The 14813-nt window shown below is 59.5% G+C and carries 13 protein-coding genes; 8 read left to right on the top strand and 5 right to left on the bottom strand.

Features of this window, described 5'->3' with window-relative positions; genetic code table 11:
* Positions 1-157: 157 nt before the first annotated feature.
* Positions 158-598, bottom strand: coding sequence for a terminus macrodomain insulation protein YfbV (gene yfbV / locus ACB042_RS19730; protein WP_043851809.1), 441 nt, complete (start codon positions 596-598; stop codon positions 158-160).
* A gap of 304 nt (positions 599-902) precedes the next feature.
* Between yfbV and ACB042_RS19725 the strand changes: the two genes are divergently transcribed.
* The 5 genes from ACB042_RS19725 to ACB042_RS19705 all read left to right on the top strand — a co-directional run bounded on the left by ACB042_RS19725 (position 903) and on the right by ACB042_RS19705 (position 7658).
* Positions 903-2105, top strand: coding sequence for an acetate kinase (locus ACB042_RS19725; RefSeq protein WP_005349210.1), 1203 nt, complete (start codon positions 903-905; stop codon positions 2103-2105).
* Positions 2106-2160: 55 nt separating this feature from the next.
* The gene (gene pta, locus ACB042_RS19720) at positions 2161-4341 is read left to right on the top strand and encodes a phosphate acetyltransferase (RefSeq protein ID WP_005339119.1); all 2181 of its coding nucleotides are present in this window, start codon (positions 2161-2163) and stop codon (positions 4339-4341) included.
* Between the two features lie 377 nt (positions 4342-4718).
* The gene (locus ACB042_RS19715; protein ID WP_371178969.1) at positions 4719-5039 is read left to right on the top strand and encodes a ComEA family DNA-binding protein; all 321 of its coding nucleotides are present in this window, start codon (positions 4719-4721) and stop codon (positions 5037-5039) included.
* A 96-nt stretch (positions 5040-5135) separates the two neighbouring features.
* Positions 5136-6047 carry a UTP--glucose-1-phosphate uridylyltransferase GalU gene (galU, locus tag ACB042_RS19710; protein WP_128816261.1) on the top strand — a complete coding sequence of 304 codons (912 nt, stop codon included), beginning with the start codon at positions 5136-5138 and terminating at the stop codon, positions 6045-6047.
* Between the two features lie 213 nt (positions 6048-6260).
* A complete protein-coding gene (locus ACB042_RS19705; RefSeq protein WP_047436211.1) occupies positions 6261-7658 on the top strand; it encodes a peptide MFS transporter in 1398 nt (465 codons plus the stop codon).
* 74 nt (positions 7659-7732) lie between these two features.
* Here the strand turns inward: ACB042_RS19705 and ACB042_RS19700 are convergent, their stop codons facing one another.
* Positions 7733-8704 carry a response regulator gene (locus ACB042_RS19700; RefSeq protein ID WP_371178968.1) on the bottom strand — a complete coding sequence of 324 codons (972 nt, stop codon included), beginning with the start codon at positions 8702-8704 and terminating at the stop codon, positions 7733-7735.
* A gap of 239 nt (positions 8705-8943) precedes the next feature.
* Here ACB042_RS19700 and ACB042_RS19695 point away from each other — a divergent pair, with 239 nt between their 5' ends.
* The 3 genes from ACB042_RS19695 (at position 8944) to ACB042_RS19685 (ending at position 11337) form a co-directional block, all read left to right on the top strand.
* Positions 8944-9642 carry a DnaT-like ssDNA-binding domain-containing protein gene (locus ACB042_RS19695; protein WP_005349201.1) on the top strand — a complete coding sequence of 233 codons (699 nt, stop codon included), beginning with the start codon at positions 8944-8946 and terminating at the stop codon, positions 9640-9642.
* A 71-nt stretch (positions 9643-9713) separates the two neighbouring features.
* Positions 9714-10568, top strand: a complete 855-nt coding sequence (locus ACB042_RS19690; RefSeq protein ID WP_371178967.1) for a DnaA ATPase domain-containing protein — start codon at positions 9714-9716, stop codon at positions 10566-10568.
* 133 nt (positions 10569-10701) lie between these two features.
* The gene (locus ACB042_RS19685; RefSeq protein WP_371178966.1) at positions 10702-11337 is read left to right on the top strand and encodes an SDR family oxidoreductase; all 636 of its coding nucleotides are present in this window, start codon (positions 10702-10704) and stop codon (positions 11335-11337) included.
* Positions 11338-11447: 110 nt separating this feature from the next.
* Here ACB042_RS19685 and ACB042_RS19680 read toward each other — a convergent pair whose 3' ends face one another.
* Genes ACB042_RS19680 through ACB042_RS19670 form a run of 3 tightly spaced genes read right to left on the bottom strand, consistent with a single transcriptional unit; the run spans position 11448 to position 14802 of the window.
* Complete coding sequence (locus tag ACB042_RS19680) at positions 11448-12644, bottom strand: ABC transporter permease (protein ID WP_371178965.1); 1197 nt, start codon at positions 12642-12644, stop codon at positions 11448-11450.
* Positions 12644-13798 carry an ABC transporter permease gene (locus tag ACB042_RS19675; protein WP_371178964.1) on the bottom strand — a complete coding sequence of 385 codons (1155 nt, stop codon included), beginning with the start codon at positions 13796-13798 and terminating at the stop codon, positions 12644-12646. Before ACB042_RS19675 ends, ACB042_RS19680 begins: the two co-directional genes overlap by 1 nt.
* Positions 13798-14802: an HlyD family secretion protein gene (locus tag ACB042_RS19670; RefSeq protein WP_080771367.1), complete on the bottom strand. Its 1005-nt coding sequence runs from the start codon at positions 14800-14802 to the stop codon at positions 13798-13800. Before ACB042_RS19670 ends, ACB042_RS19675 begins: the two co-directional genes overlap by 1 nt.
* Positions 14803-14813: the final 11 nt, after the last annotated feature.

Below are 14813 nucleotides of genomic sequence, written 5' to 3'. Positions count from 1 at the left end.
GCCAGTTTAAAAGTCAGCGAGTAATCGCGCTGTGTCCGTTTCACACCTTGTCCCATCGGGTTCTCCATTTATTGGGGGGAAAGGTGTAAACCATATTCAGGACGGGACAACCGCAACAAAAAAGGCGCCACTGGCGCCTTTTTGCATCTGAAACGGGTTATTCGTAGAGAAAGGATTTATCGAGCTGCTGAAACGCAGCCTTGAGGGTATCGGCCAGCTCTTCATAGCGCGGTTGTGACACCAGCTGACGACGGCCACCCTGCTCGTTCATCTTGCCGTTGATCTCCCGATACCAGCTCGCCAGCGACGGGGGTAAACGGGTGTCGGCACGCTGGCCGAGCCAGTAGTAGCCCTGCAGCGGCAAGCTGAGCAGAAACAGCACCGAGGTGATGACGGAGGGCCAGTAGTGCTGCTCCCCAAACTGGAACTGCAGCATCACGCTCAGCACCGCCAGCGCGGGGATCACCTTGAGGGCGAACTCGGTCGCCTTGATCACCCGATTTTCAGGAAACATCGAATTGAGCTCGGGACGGCGCGGCCAAAGCGTCATATAATGGCGGCCTTGCTGTAACTTAGTTCCAAAAATGTTCATGCTCATACTACCTCCGAGCGCTTTTTGAACGTACTAACGGCAAAACCTCGACAAAATTTGATGCAAAGTAACAAAGGTTGAGGATGACTTTGTTATTTTTCAACAATCGGGTTATCCTTTGTACGCCCATTTTTGCGTCAAAAGCTTCTTGCTATTGACCTGTCAGGGACGTCTGGATTTCGGGTCTTGTATCACTATACAAGGGGCAAGCAACAGATTGCCAACCCTCATAAGGATAAGTTGAAAGTTTTTGGCCGCACCGCGTCCAACGCATCCGCCTACACAACCCAATCTGCGATAGGATTTATTCATGAGTAAGCTGGTTCTTGTTCTTAACTGTGGCAGCTCTTCCCTGAAGTTTGCCGTCATTGACGCAACCACCGGTGATGACCTGCTGTCCGGCCTGGCCGAGTGCTTCAACCTCGACGATGCCCGCATCAAGTGGAAACTGAATGGCGAGAAAGGCAGTGCCGATCTGGGCGCGGGTGCCGCTCACCAGGAAGCGCTGGACTTCATCGTCAACAAGATCCTGCCGCTCAATCCGGAACTGTCCAAGAACCTGATCGCCATCGGTCACCGTGTTGTTCACGGCGGCGAGCGCTTCACCTCTTCCGTCGTTATCTGCGAAGACGTGATCGCCGGCATCGAAGCTGCTGTTCCGTACGCACCGCTGCACAACCCGGCTCACCTGATCGGTATCCGTGAAGCTCGTCGCGTATTCCCGGCGCTGGCTGACAAGAACGTGGCCGTATTCGATACAGCGTTCCACCAGACCATGCCGGAAGAAGCCTTCCTGTACGCCCTGCCGTACAAACTCTACAAAGAGAACGGCATCCGTCGCTACGGCGCTCACGGCACCAGCCACTACTACATCAGCCTGGAAGCTGCCAAGCAGCTGAACAAGCCGGTTGAAGAGCTGAACATCATCAACTGCCACTTGGGCAACGGCGGTTCCGTCTGCGCCATCAAGAACGGCAAATCTGTTGATACCTCCATGGGCCTGACCCCGCTGGAAGGTCTGGTGATGGGTACCCGCTCCGGCGATCTGGACCCGGCCATCATCTTCTTCCTGCACGACAAGCTGGGCATGAGCGTTGCCGATATCAACACCATGCTGACCAAAGAGTCCGGCCTGCAGGGTCTGACCGAAGTAACCTCCGACTGCCGTTTCGTTGAAGACAACTACGACAGCAAAGAAGAAGCCAAGCGTGCTATGGACGTTTACTGCTATCGCCTGGCCAAGTACATCGGCGCCTACGCTGCCGCCATGGACGGTCGTCTGGACGCCGTTGTTTTCACCGGTGGTATCGGTGAAAACTCCGCCCCGATCCGTGAAATCACCCTGAACAAGCTGGGTCTGCTGGGCTTTGACGTCGATCACGACGCCAACCTGAAGGCTCGTTTCGGCAAGGGTGGCGAGATCACCAAGGCTGGTTCTACCAAGGCCCTGGTAATCCCGACCAACGAAGAGTGGGTTATCGCCCACGACGCGCTGGAACTGGTCGGCGCTTAATTGACGCAGTAACTCGAGGCCGCCCACCAGGGCGGCCTTTTCCTGATCCCAAAAAATGAACAAGGGGTATAAAGTGGCACGCACTATTATGCTTATCCCGGTCGGCACTGGTGTCGGCGTAACTTCCGTGAGTCTGGGCGTTGTTCGCGCCATGGAGCGTCACGGTGTCAATGTCAGCTTCTTCAAACCGGTTGCCCAGCCGCGTCCGGGTGAAACCGGTGCCGAGCGCTCAACCGCCGTTATCCGCGCAGCTGCCAACATCAATCCGCCCGAGCCCTTCACCCTCTCCTACGCCGAGAACATGATCAGCTCCAGCAACACCGACATCCTGCTGGAAGAGATCGTTGCCCGCTTCGAAGAGCACGTGAAATCCAGCGGTGCCGAAGTGCTGGTTGTCGAAGGTATGGTGCCGACCGACAAGCAGCCCTTTGCCAACAAGCTGAACTACGACGTTGCCAAGGCGCTGGATGCCGACATGGTATTCGTGACCCACCCTGGCCATGACTCCAGCCAGAAGCTGAAAGAGCGCATCGAACTGGCCTGCTCCAACTTCGGTGGTGTCAACAACCCCCGTATCGTTGGCTGCGTGATCAACAAGGTTGGTGCGCCGGTTGACGAGCATGGCGTAACCCGCCCTGACCTAACCGAGATGTTCGAAGCCCATCACCACGCTTCCGACGCCGCCCACAACCTGGAAGTGCTGCAAGTGTTTGGCAAGAGCCCGCTGCGCATCCTGGGTTGCATCCCCTGGAACACCCAGCTGATCGCCCCGCGCGCCAAGGATCTCGCCAAGCATCTGGCCGCCAAGATCCTGCACAAAGGCGAGCTGGACAGCCGTCGCCTGCAGACCGTGACCTTCTGTGCCCGCTCCATCCACAACATGGTCGAGCACTTCCGTCCGGGCAGCCTGCTGGTGACCTCTGGCGACCGCTCCGACGTCATCGTCTCCGCCTGCCTCTCCGCCATGAACGGCGTCAAGCTGGGCGCCCTGCTGCTGACCGGTAACTACCATCCGGAGCCGCAGGTCATGGCGCTGTGCCAACAGGCCATGGCCACCGGCCTGCCGATCATGATGACCGGTACCAATACCTGGCAGACCGCCGTCAGCCTGCAGAACTTCAACGTCGATATTCCGGAAGATGACCGCGAGCGTATCGAGCTGGTACAGGACTACGTCGCTGGCCACATCGACAAGCACTGGATCGAGTCGCTGACTGTCAGCTCTACCCGTTCCCGTCGCCTGAGCCCGCCGGCATTCCGTTATCAGCTGACCGAGCTGGCCCGTCAGGCCAACAAGCGTGTCGTGCTGCCGGAAGGCGACGAGCCGCGCACCATCAAGGCTGCCGCCATCTGTGCCGAGCGTGGCATTGCCCGTCCGGTACTGCTGGGTAACCCGGAAGAGATCCGTCGAGTTGCCGAACAGCAGGGTGTGGTACTGACCGATCGCGTCGAGATCATCGATCCGGCCGTTGTGCGCGAGCGCTATGTGCCGCGTCTGGTCGAGCTGCGCAAGAACAAGGGCATGACCGAAGTGGTTGCCCGCGAGCAGCTGGAAGACAACGTGGTACTGGGTACCATGATGCTGGAGCGCAATGAAGTTGACGGCCTGGTATCCGGCGCGGTGCACACCACTGCCAACACCATCCGTCCGCCGATGCAGATCATCAAGACCGCTCCGGGCTCTTCCCTGATCTCCTCCATCTTCTTCATGCTGCTGCCTGACCAGGTTCTGGTCTACGGTGACTGCGCGATCAACCCGGATCCGACTGCCGAGCAACTGGCCGAGATCGCCATCCAGTCCGCCGACTCTGCTGCCGCTTTCGGCATCGAGCCGCGCGTCGCCATGATCTCCTACTCTACCGGTACCTCTGGCGCCGGTGCCGATGTAGAGAAAGTGCGTGAAGCGACCGAGCTGGCCAAGGCCAAGCGCCCCGACCTCATCATCGATGGCCCGCTGCAGTACGACGCGGCCATCATGGAGAACGTGGCCAAGTCCAAGGCACCGAACTCACCGGTTGCAGGTAAAGCCACCGTGTTCGTGTTCCCGGATCTGAACACAGGTAACACCACCTACAAGGCGGTGCAGCGTTCCGCTGACCTGGTCTCCATCGGCCCGATGCTGCAAGGCATGCGCAAGCCGGTCAACGACCTCTCCCGTGGTGCCCTGGTTGACGACATCGTCTACACCATCGCCCTGACCGGTATCCAGGCTGCCCAGGCTGACGAACAAGCTTAATCAGCTCTAGCCTGAAAAAACCGATCACAAAGGCTGCTCACCCCAGGTGAGCAGCCTTTTTTCTTAGTTCTCTTTTGAAGACCAGTGAAACATGCCATCAGCGCAGTGTTGCACAGAATAATGCCATGTGATGTGCCAGAAATGTCTCGAGCGTAGCGCCGCGGGAAAGAGTGCCCGCCACCTTAAAGATGTATCTAAAATAGATTCAAGATCATAAGGTTGGATATATGAAGGCATTCATAGCGAAGCGCTTATAGCAAATATTTCGCCATCGGCATGAGGATTTGACCTGTTAGAAATAACAGTGAAAAAGACCCGTTCGATACGCTATTCATCAATGTGCCACTCGGCAATATCCACATCATGGAGGAATGGAAATGCTGATGAAGAAGCTCTCTGCTGTCATGCTGCTGGCCTGCTTGCCCCTGTTCAGCCAACCCGTACTGGCCGCAGATAAGGCAGCGCCCAAGCAAACCACCACGACCGCGGTCGCCAAGGAGTCCGGCAAGCTGAATATCAATACGGCCACCCTTGCCGAACTCACCAGCCTGAAAGGGATTGGCGACAAGAAGGCACAGGCCATCGTCGACTATCGGGAAAAACAGGGAAAGTTCACCTCGGTCGATCAGCTGGCGGATGTAAATGGCATTGGCCCTGCCACCCTGGAAGCCAACCGTGACATGATCATCGTCAAATAACGTCCGAGCTCTGCATATACGAATGGGGTCGCCTGTGGCTGCCCCATTTTTCTTGGAGTATCATGGCCGCACTTTAATCCCGCTGGATAGTTTTCCATGAAAAAGACTCCTCTGACAGTTCGCAAAGCCGTGCTCCCGGTAGCCGGTCTGGGTACCCGTATGCTGCCAGCCACCAAGGCCATCCCGAAAGAGATGCTGCCGGTGGTCGACAAACCGCTGATCCAGTACGTAGTGCGCGAAGCCATCGCCGCCGGTATCAAAGAGATCGTGCTGGTCACCCACTCGAGCAAGAACTCCATCGAAAACCACTTCGACAAGAGTTTCGAACTGGAAGCGACCCTCGAGAAGCGAGTCAAGCGTCAGCTGCTGGAAGAGGTGCAACAGATCTGCCCGAAAGACGTCACCATCATGCACGTCCGCCAGGGCGAGGCCAAAGGTCTGGGCCACGCGGTGCTCTGCGCACGCCCGCTGATCGGTGACAACCCGTTTGCCGTGCTGCTGCCGGATGTACTGATTGATGAAGTAGCCAGCGACCCGAAAAAAGACAACCTGGCCGAGATGGTGCACATGTTCGAAGAAGACCAGATCAGCCAGATCATGGTGGAAGCGGTTCCTGAGAGCGAAGTGGACAAATACGGCATCGCCGACATCAAGGGCGAGGCCCTGAGCGAGGGGATGTCTCTGCCGATGCAGGCCATTGTCGAGAAGCCGCCCCGTGACGAAGCCCCCTCCAATCTGGCGGTGGTGGGTCGTTACGTCCTCTCCTCCAATATCTGGCCGCTGCTGGAGAAGACCCCGGCCGGTGCCGGTGACGAGATCCAGCTGACTGACGCCATCGCCATGCTGATGGAGCAGGAGCAGGTCAACGCCTACTTCATGAAGGGCAAGAGCCACGATTGCGGCAGCAAGCTGGGCTACATGAAAGCCAATGTGGAATATGGTGTGCGCCATCACGAGCTGAATGGTGAATTCATCGGCTGGCTGAAGCAGTTCGTCAAGCAGTTGTAATCGCTGATAAATCTGTTTTTTATAGAGGTATTTAAGGGGCATCAAATGATGCTCCTTTTTCATTTTTGCAACAAAAAATCAATCAAGAGTAAATAAACTCTCAGCAAATCATAATGTTGTAATTTATTCACACATGCTCTATAAGGATTGAGGCGTGTTTCTCGCCCTTGCATAAAAAACTCAAAAAAATATAAGACACAGGTGGAAGTTCCAATGAATAACCCGTCAAAAGGGACCTTTTTAGGTCACCCTAAAGGGCTTTTTTTGCTCTTTAGTACCGAACTGTGGGAGAGATTCTCCTATTACGGCATGCGTGCCGTGCTGGTGCTCTATCTGACCGACCTGACTGCCAACGGCGGTCTGGGCTGGAGTCAGGCAGATGCCCTCAAACTCTACGGTATCTATACCGGTCTGGTTTATATCACTCCGCTGATCGGCGGCTGGCTGGCTGACACCTTCCTGGGTCAACGTCGTGCCATCCTGATCGGTGCCGTGCTGATGGCCGCAGGTCAGTTTACTCTGGCACTGCCCCACGCCATGTTCCCGGATATGGTCAACACCATGTTCTACGCGGGCCTCGCGCTGCTGATCGTGGGTAACGGTCTGTTCAAACCGAACATCTCCACCATGGTGGGTGACCTCTATGAAGAGGGCGATCACCGCCGTGATGGTGCTTTCACCATCTTCTACATGGGTATCAACCTGGGTTCCCTGCTGGCAGGTGTGATCTGTGGTGCTGCCGCTACGGCCTACGGCTGGCAAGCTGCCTTCGTCGGCGCTGGTATCGGTATGCTGCTCTCTCTGGTGATCCAAGCCACCATGGCCCAGCGTTTCTTGGGTGACATCGGTCGCGTCACTGCCGCCCAGCGCGCAGCAGCCCTGCGTACTACCGAGCAGAAAGCACCGCTGACCAAGCAGGAAGTGGATCGCATCAAGGTTATTCTGGTACTGGGTCTGTTCACCATCATCTTCTGGGCCGGTTTCGAGCAGGCCGGTGGTCTGATGAACCTCTACACCCAGGAGTATACCGACCGCATGATCGGCAGCTTCGAAGTGCCGACCGCCTGGTTCCAGTCCCTGAACCCCTTCTTCATCATCACTCTGGCACCGGTCGTTGCGGCCATCTGGATCAAGCTCGGCAAGAAAGAGCCTAACTCTCCGGTGAAATTCGCCATGGGTCTGCTGTTCCTGGCTATCGGCTTCCTGTTCATGGTCGGTGCCGTGCTCCAGCAGGGTGGTGACAACACCGTCAAGACCTCCATGTTCTGGCTGGTAGGTGCTTACCTGTTCCACACCCTGGGCGAGCTCTGCCTCTCCCCGATCGGCCTCTCCATGGTGACCAAGCTGGCTCCGCTGCGTCTGGCTTCCCTGATGATGGGTGCCTGGTTTGGCTTCGTTGCCCTGGCCAACTACGCTGCGGGCTTTATCGGCTCCTTCGTGGGTGAAGCCGGCCCGATCGCCATCTTCGGTGGCATCGCCCTGGCGGCGGTACTGAGCGCCCTGATCCTGCTGACCATGGCCAACCGCCTGGTTTACTGGATGCACGGTGCCGAAGGCCCGGCCAAAGAGCCGCAAGCTCAAGAGAAGAAACTGCACTCCGCCACCGTCTAAACGGTCAGGATTGTAAACAACAAACAGGGCGCCCATCGGCGCCCTGTTTGTTTTAGCCTGTTTATCAGGCGGCATCAGTGATGACGAACCTGCACATCCAGCGAGCCGCCGCTGTCGCTGCGAAACTGCAGGGCGAACGGTTCATGCCAGCTACGTTTGTGCAGGGCGTAGTGGCTGCTGCGCATCAGACCAAGGGGTAGCCCGCCGGAGCGCATCAGCCAGTGGGGAGAGGTGAGCCCTGCGTTGGCAAACACCAGCCCATCATGCTGATCAAACAGCAACGCCGCCATGGCAAAAGAGTGGCGAAGCCCGGACGCCATCAACTGATGGTTGAGGTATTCTAGCAACCGGTGCGGCTGGCTCAGCAACCGGCTCTCGTTCTGCTGAAACTGGCGGTAGGGGACGTTCATCAAGGAGCGCACCAGTGCCCCACAAAATGCCGTATCCGTCCCCATGATCGGCAGTTCCATCACCAGCACCAGCAGCTTGTCTTCCACCTTGAAGGTATCGGGAATAAACAGCTGCCCCAGCCCCTTGAACGTGACCTGCCAGGGGCCCCACTCCTGCAAGCCCGGCGGCTTGAGCCCCGCCAGCAGGCGGCTAGCTGCCTTGTCATGGGCACTGAAATAGTCGATGTGATCCATCAGCTCCAGCTGCTGCGCCCGGTTGGCGCTGCCGTTGAGACACTGTTCAATGCTGCGCTCTACCAGCGCGTAATCCTCAAGGGGTTTGAGCAGATAGTCCCGCGCACCGGCACGCAAGGCGCTGGCGACTGCCTCCATGGTGCTCTGGGCCGAAATGACGATAACCGGAATATGGGGATAGCGCGCAGAGAGGCAGGCGATCACCTCGTGGCCATCCATATTGGGCATATTGAGATCGCACAACACCACATCGGGATGGTAGAGGGCCGCCGCCGATAGCCCCTCAATACCATCTTCGGCCTGAAATACCGTTGCCCCGTCCCGTGCGAGGTAACTTACTAACGAGTGGCGAAAAACGGCCTCGTCCTCCACCACCAGGATCCGTAGCCCGGCTTTTGACATCTTGATAAAGCTCTTATTAGTCAATTGGTTATTTAGGTATTAAGACTAGCTCAAAAGTGCGGTCAGCGCGGAAACCCTGCGTCAAAAGTAGACCTCGATCATACGAAGGCATCAAGAGAACCCCATCTGTCCGCGCAGCTCTATTCACTCGGGTGGCCCCGTGACTGCGACCGCCATCCGAATTGTGCAAGTGGGCGCCATAAGGGATAATGCCCCCACTCCAGCTCGTGAAGAAGACCATGACCCCAGCCGAATACAGCGCCCTTGCCCACCCCAGATTGTCCCATCCGGCTCGCAGTCTCTATACCCTGCAGCTGCGCCGACTGGTGCTGGAAAATCAGGCGGCCCGGCTCAACTATCCCGAGCTGGGTCGGGCGCTGGCGGTGGTCGATCCGGGTGATCCCTGCGGCTTCTCGTTTCAGGTCAATGCCCGTCAGCTCACCGAGCTGTTCGATGAACTGATGGAGGCGGGCCTGCTGCAGGTCGAGGCTCAGCCCGAGAGTGAGCACTACCATCAGTGCCCGTTCCAATTGCCACTGCTGACCCAGAAATTGCGCAGCCCGCTGCCGGAACGCCCCTTCCAGATGCATCTGCAATGGCGACCGGACGAGGAGCTGCCCGCCCTCGCCCGTCTGTGCGGGGTGATCGATGCCAGCTATAGCGAAGAAGATCTGGGGGAGTTTATCGCCTACTGGCTAGGGCGCCCCGAGGTGTTCGACTCCCAGCATCAATGGATGCTCAAGTTCATTCGCGCCCTCAAGACCCGCCGCTATACCCGTCGCAAACCGATGGAGGTGCAGGGCTATCAGCAGGTGACGCCGGCACCAGCAGAGTCGGGCCCCAGCAAACGGGCCCAACAGATGATCGAAGAGGCCAAGCGACTGGCCCAACAGCAGACGCAAGAACCCGCAGCGCAGCAGGAGCCGGATAATGATTGATAGCGGCCCCCGCCTGCAGGCAGAATCAACCCCTTGTCTACCCATCCCTGATCGAGCAGAAGGAGCATTCCATGACTGACCCGCAAGATCCCCTGCGCCAGGAGCTGGAAGAGATCGAAGCCAAGCGCCAGAAGATCGCCAAGGCCAAGCAGGATCACCGCATTCACGACCCGGAATTGAGCCGCCATGTGGGTGGCCTGCTGGAGCGCATTCGTCGCCTGCAAAAAGAGACCGGTGGCGGCCAGTATGACTACGAGACCCTGCGCAAGGAGTACGACGCCAAGGCCAACGCCGAGGTGCGCGAGCTGCAGAAGGCGGCCCGCCAGGAGCGGATCCAGAAACTGATCGCCCAGGCCGACCTCAACCCCGACTGGGTGTTCGACAAAATGGATGCCACAGACCCGGCGCTGCAATACCCCATCGAAACAGCCCGTTACTTTATTAGCGGCTTCGAGCACTGGGAGAAGAGCGGTGGCGGCTGCATGCTGATCTACGGCGACTACGGCACCGGCAAGTCAACGCTGGCGGGAGCGGTGGCGCATGAGCTGATCGCCCGTCACCAGAAATCGGTGATCTTCCAGCAGTGGGCCTCCATCGTCGATCGGCTGTTCTTCAACGTGATCCCCGATCAGGACGAGCGCAACCAGTACCGCCGCGCGCTGGAAGAGGTGGATCTGCTGATCATCGACGAGGTATCGGCCAACCGCGCCAAAATGGCGGAGAGCCAGTCCAGCTTCCTCGGCCACCTGCTGCGCCGTCGTCGCAACCTGTCAAAGAGCGTCATCATCATCACCAATCACACGCCCCAGACCCTGCATCAGGCGATCGGTGATTTCAGCTATGAGGCGATCAAGGCATTCAATCCGGTGGATATCCACCTGAGCGGCCCAAGCCGTCGCCCCAGCATCGGCAACTACAACGGCTGATGCCTCTCAAAGAGTGCGAGTCGCTGGCGGCTCGCACTCTCTCCTCCCTGCCAGCTCACAAATAGAAACAACTCTCATTTACAGCAGACGAACAAGCCACTAGGCTAGCCCCTTTTGCCAAGGGAGCTCATCTATGCCAACCACACTGATTTTCGGAGCCAGCCGCGGGCTGGGCCGCGCCTTTACTCACCACGCCCTGAGCCAGGGTCACCGGGTCGTTGCGCTGGTACGCAACCCCGAGATGGCCACCGAACTGAGTGCGCTGGGAGTTGAGGTGATCGAAGGGGATGCGCTGGATCCGGCTGCGGTGCAGCAGGCATGTGTCCGGGCGGGGCAAGATGCACAAGTCGTCTCTACCCTCGGCAGCTTCCGTCAAGCCGCGCCGGTGGACTATCAGGGCAACCGCCATGTAATCGATGCCATGGAGCAGGCAGGCCTGAAACAGCTGCTGCTGGTCACCTCCCTCGGCTGTGGCGACAGCTGGCAGTATCTGCCGGAGCGGGCACGCGCCGCCTTCGGTCACGAGGTACGTCTCAAGAGTCTGGCGGAGAGCTGGCTGCAGACCAGCTCCCTCGCATGGACCATTCTTCGCCCGGCGGGCCTTCAGGATGGCGACGCCACCGGCCGCGCCGAACTGAGTCAGGGCAAGGAGATACACGGACTGGTTCGCCGCGCGGATGTGGCCGCCCAAGGACTGCGCCTGCTGGCGGATGAGACGGCGGTGGGGCAGATCTACGCCATCGGGGATCCCACGCTGCAGCGCGGCTAAAGCAGCAGTAAAACCGCTTAACCCCACCACATAGCAAAACGGTCAGCCCAAGGGCTGACCGTTTTCGCTTTACCGCACACGCCATCTTGCTCGCGCTTGCACCATCCCGCTTAACCGGCGGTCGTTTCACCCTGCACGACTGACGGACGAGCAACCGGCAGCGACCGCTGCCGCCAACACAGCAACAGGCAGGCCAGCACACCGTAAAGCAGCGCCAGACCCCATAGTTGCCACCAGTAGCGGGCAACCTGCGCAAAGTCGGCCCCCATCTGGTTAAGGCGCAGAAAACCCTCGATAGCGGGGATAGTGGGCACCCACTGAGCCAGCCAGTTGAGGGGCGCCGGGATCAGCTCGAGCGGCCAGATAAAGCCCGCCAGAAAGACCAGCGGCAGGGAGGAGATGAGTACCACCTGAGTGGGCAGATCCCGCCGGGTAAAGATGGCGCCCAGCACAATCCCGAACCAGCAGGTCGCCAGCAGGAACGGCAGGGCGAACAGCCACAGCTCCAGCGGATCTGCATGACGAGCGATATTGTAGTGATCGAAGCAGAAGCCGAGGAAGTAGCTCACCGGCAGCAGGAACAACCCAGCCAGCACCAGGGTTCTGGCCAGCAGCAGCGGCAACACCGGCGCGCTTTGCCAGTAACCGTGCTCGCCGCGACAGCTGCGCTGGTTCTGGGTCGCTCCCTGGATCCCCGCCCCCATCAGCAACACCTGATGGAGGATCAGCACGAACACCGCCGGCACCACGTAATTCACATAGCCCATGGTGGGGTTGAAGACCGGCACCACGTTGAGGGCCACCGCATTCCAACCCATGGCCGCTTGTGGCAGCGCCTCGCCGTGGCTCAACAGCCGCGCCACCTTCACCTGCGCGGCGAGAGTGCCACCGGCCTGCGCCAACCCCTCGGCAATGGTACCGTAGACCAGAAAGTAGGAGGCATCACCGGCATAGCTCAGGGTGACGCTCTTGCCCAGCATCAGGTCCCGATAGAAGTGGTTGGGGATGTGCAGGATCCCGCTCGCCTCCCCGGCCATCATCAGCTGGCGCGCCTCGGCCAGCGAATTGGCCCGCGCCACCAGCTTCACCTGCGGCGTGGCATCGGCCATAAACTCCAGCTGACGGGACAACTGACTGCCATCCTCGTTGACCACCACCACCGCCTCTTCCCGCGGCAGCTGATGCAGATAGGGCTGGGGATAGAGAAACGAGTAGAAGATCACCCCGCCAAACAGGGTCAGCATGATGGCGCGATCCGCCAGCAGGGTGCGCAGCTCTAGGCGCAACAGATCGACAAATCCCAGCATCACTCAGGCTCCTTTTCGGCGATCGCCACTGCGGCTGATTGACGGGCCAGCTCGGCCTGCTGCTTGTAACGGCGCACCACCAGCAGCAGGGGGAGCAGGAACAGCAGCATCGCCCCCAGTTGCGGCAACGCCGATGCGAGAGGCAGACCATAGTTGCTCTGACCAATCTGCAGCTCCACATAGTGAGAGACCGGCAACAGGCTGCGCCAGAAGCGGGCAAATTCCCCCATGGCACTCACCGGAAAGGTGACCCCCATAAAGGCAAAACCGGGCGCCGTGTAAGCCCCCGCCAGCGACAGGGCGCGGGCCGGATCCCGAATGATGCCGTAAAAGAAGGCCCCCATGGTGACGCAGGCGGCCGAGGCCAGCCCCAGACCCACCAACAGCACCAGCCAGTTGCCGTGCATGGGGTAGGAGAAGCCCTTGAACAGCAGCAGCGTCCAGACAATCCCCCAGCCCCAGCCAATCAGCACGTGGGGCAGCAGGGTGCGCCAGAGACCAAACCAGACACCGCGAGTGGTCCAGTCCAGCCCCAGCCGATCGGTACGGGCCAGCGCATTGAGGCCGAACAGCACCACCAGGATCTGCCATACCGCGGGCAGAATGGCACTCAGCAGAAACTGGGCGTAGCTGGAGTTGAGGTTATAGAGCGCAGTGACCTGACTGCTGATCGGCACCGACTGCCCGAGTGCGCCGGGCAGTGCCTTGCCGTCAGCCATCGCCTCCAGCACGCCGACCTGACCGTTAAGGGTGCCTACCACCTGCGCCAGCGCTGAGTTGACCAGCTTGGCGATCAGGATGAACTGGCCGTTGTTGAACACCGTCACCTGCGGCTGGGTGCCCTGACGGGCATCCCGCTCCAGATGGTTGGGGATCACCACCAGCGCATAGATGTCGCCACCGCGCAGGGCTCGGGCGCCGGCATCGATGGAGTCAAACTGTTGCGCGACCTTGAGCCCGGCCGAGCCATCCAGCGAGAAGGCGAGCTGGCGCGAGAGCATGCTGTGGTCGAGATCCACCAGCCCTACCTTGAGGTCGCGGGCCAGCCCTGCCGAGAAGATCCAGCAGAGGATCCCCATCAGCAGCAGCGGCACCCAGCTCATCAGGGCACGACTGAAGGGATCCTGCCACAGCAGCCGAAATTCACGTCCCATCAGAGTTCAACCAGCACACTCATGCCAACCCGCAGCCCCTCAACCGGTTGCAGCGGGCGAGCCTCCACCTGGAAGCTCTTCATGTCGAAACCCTGACGGGTATCGGTAGCGCGCCAGGTGGCAAAATCCCCCATCACGGCCACATGGGTCACCTTGAAGCGCACCATCTGATCGCCAAGGCCCGGGATGCGGGCATCGAACTCGGTACCGACCGGGAAGCGGGGCAGCAGATCCTCGCGAACGTGGAACTGGGCCCAGGCATCACTCATATCGAGCAGGGTCACGACAGGGAAGCCTTGCGGCGCCAACTCGCCGCTACGCAGCAACACCTGACTTACTTCACCATTGTGGGGGCTGGTGATGCGGGTATCAGCCAGATAAGCCTCTACCTCAGCCACGGAACCCGCCGCCATTTTGGCCTTCTCGCGGGCGGCGATCTTGGTCTCTTCCCGCGCCCCTTCCAACGCCATCTGGTACTGCTGCCACGCCATCCCTTCGCTGTAGCGGGCGGCTTGCCAGGCAGTCCAGGCCTCGTCGCGTTTTTGCAGCGGCATCACGCCGTCGCGGTGCAGACTGGCCACCCGCTCATAGGTCTTGCCACGCAGCTGGGCGGCAGCCTTGGCTTTTTGCCACTGATCCTTGGCGGCAGCGATCTGCTGGGCTCGGGCCCCTTTCTCGGCCTCTTGCGCCAGCGCCCCCGCAGCGGCCTCACCGGCCTTGGCCTGGCTCAGCTTGGCTTCGATCTCGGGGCTCGCCAGGGTAAAGACCAGTTGATCCTTGGTCAGCTGATCGCCCTTTTTCACCAACACTTCGTCGATGCGCCCCGGCACCTTGGAGGAGACCGAATACTGCTGTGCCTCAATCTGCCCTTGCAGATGCACCGGCTCGGGTTGATAGGCGAGCCAGAAGCGCCAGCCGAGCCAGACCACCAGGATCACCAGCACCAGCGGCAACAACAGCGGTTTACCCTGGCTCATCTTCTTTTTGATGGGGGGATGGCTCATCACTTCACCTC

The organism is Aeromonas sp. S13(2024) (assembly GCF_041402405.1).
Lineage (GTDB): Bacteria > Pseudomonadota > Gammaproteobacteria > Enterobacterales > Aeromonadaceae > Aeromonas > Aeromonas veronii.
This window is presented reverse-complemented; position numbering and strand designations above follow the sequence as displayed.

What these genes read in the sequence shown, in the direction of transcription:
- ACB042_RS19715 (WP_371178969.1), top strand. Translation starts at nt 4,719, where the DNA reads ATGCTGATGAAGAAGCTCTCTGCTGTCATGCTGCTGGCCTGCTTGCCC.
- ACB042_RS19685 (WP_371178966.1), top strand. Translation starts at nt 10,702, where the DNA reads ATGCCAACCACACTGATTTTCGGAGCCAGCCGCGGGCTGGGCCGCGCC.
- ACB042_RS19725 (WP_005349210.1), top strand. Translation starts at nt 903, where the DNA reads ATGAGTAAGCTGGTTCTTGTTCTTAACTGTGGCAGCTCTTCCCTGAAG.
- ACB042_RS19690 (WP_371178967.1), top strand. Translation starts at nt 9,714, where the DNA reads ATGACTGACCCGCAAGATCCCCTGCGCCAGGAGCTGGAAGAGATCGAA.
- ACB042_RS19705 (WP_047436211.1), top strand. Translation starts at nt 6,261, where the DNA reads ATGAATAACCCGTCAAAAGGGACCTTTTTAGGTCACCCTAAAGGGCTT.
- ACB042_RS19670 (WP_080771367.1), bottom strand. Translation starts at nt 14,802, where the DNA reads ATGAGCCATCCCCCCATCAAAAAGAAGATGAGCCAGGGTAAACCGCTG.
- pta (WP_005339119.1), top strand. Translation starts at nt 2,161, where the DNA reads ATGAACAAGGGGTATAAAGTGGCACGCACTATTATGCTTATCCCGGTC.
- ACB042_RS19675 (WP_371178964.1), bottom strand. Translation starts at nt 13,798, where the DNA reads ATGGGACGTGAATTTCGGCTGCTGTGGCAGGATCCCTTCAGTCGTGCC.
- ACB042_RS19700 (WP_371178968.1), bottom strand. Translation starts at nt 8,704, where the DNA reads ATGTCAAAAGCCGGGCTACGGATCCTGGTGGTGGAGGACGAGGCCGTT.
- galU (WP_128816261.1), top strand. Translation starts at nt 5,136, where the DNA reads ATGAAAAAGACTCCTCTGACAGTTCGCAAAGCCGTGCTCCCGGTAGCC.
- ACB042_RS19680 (WP_371178965.1), bottom strand. Translation starts at nt 12,644, where the DNA reads ATGCTGGGATTTGTCGATCTGTTGCGCCTAGAGCTGCGCACCCTGCTG.
- yfbV (WP_043851809.1), bottom strand. Translation starts at nt 598, where the DNA reads ATGAGCATGAACATTTTTGGAACTAAGTTACAGCAAGGCCGCCATTAT.
- ACB042_RS19695 (WP_005349201.1), top strand. Translation starts at nt 8,944, where the DNA reads ATGACCCCAGCCGAATACAGCGCCCTTGCCCACCCCAGATTGTCCCAT.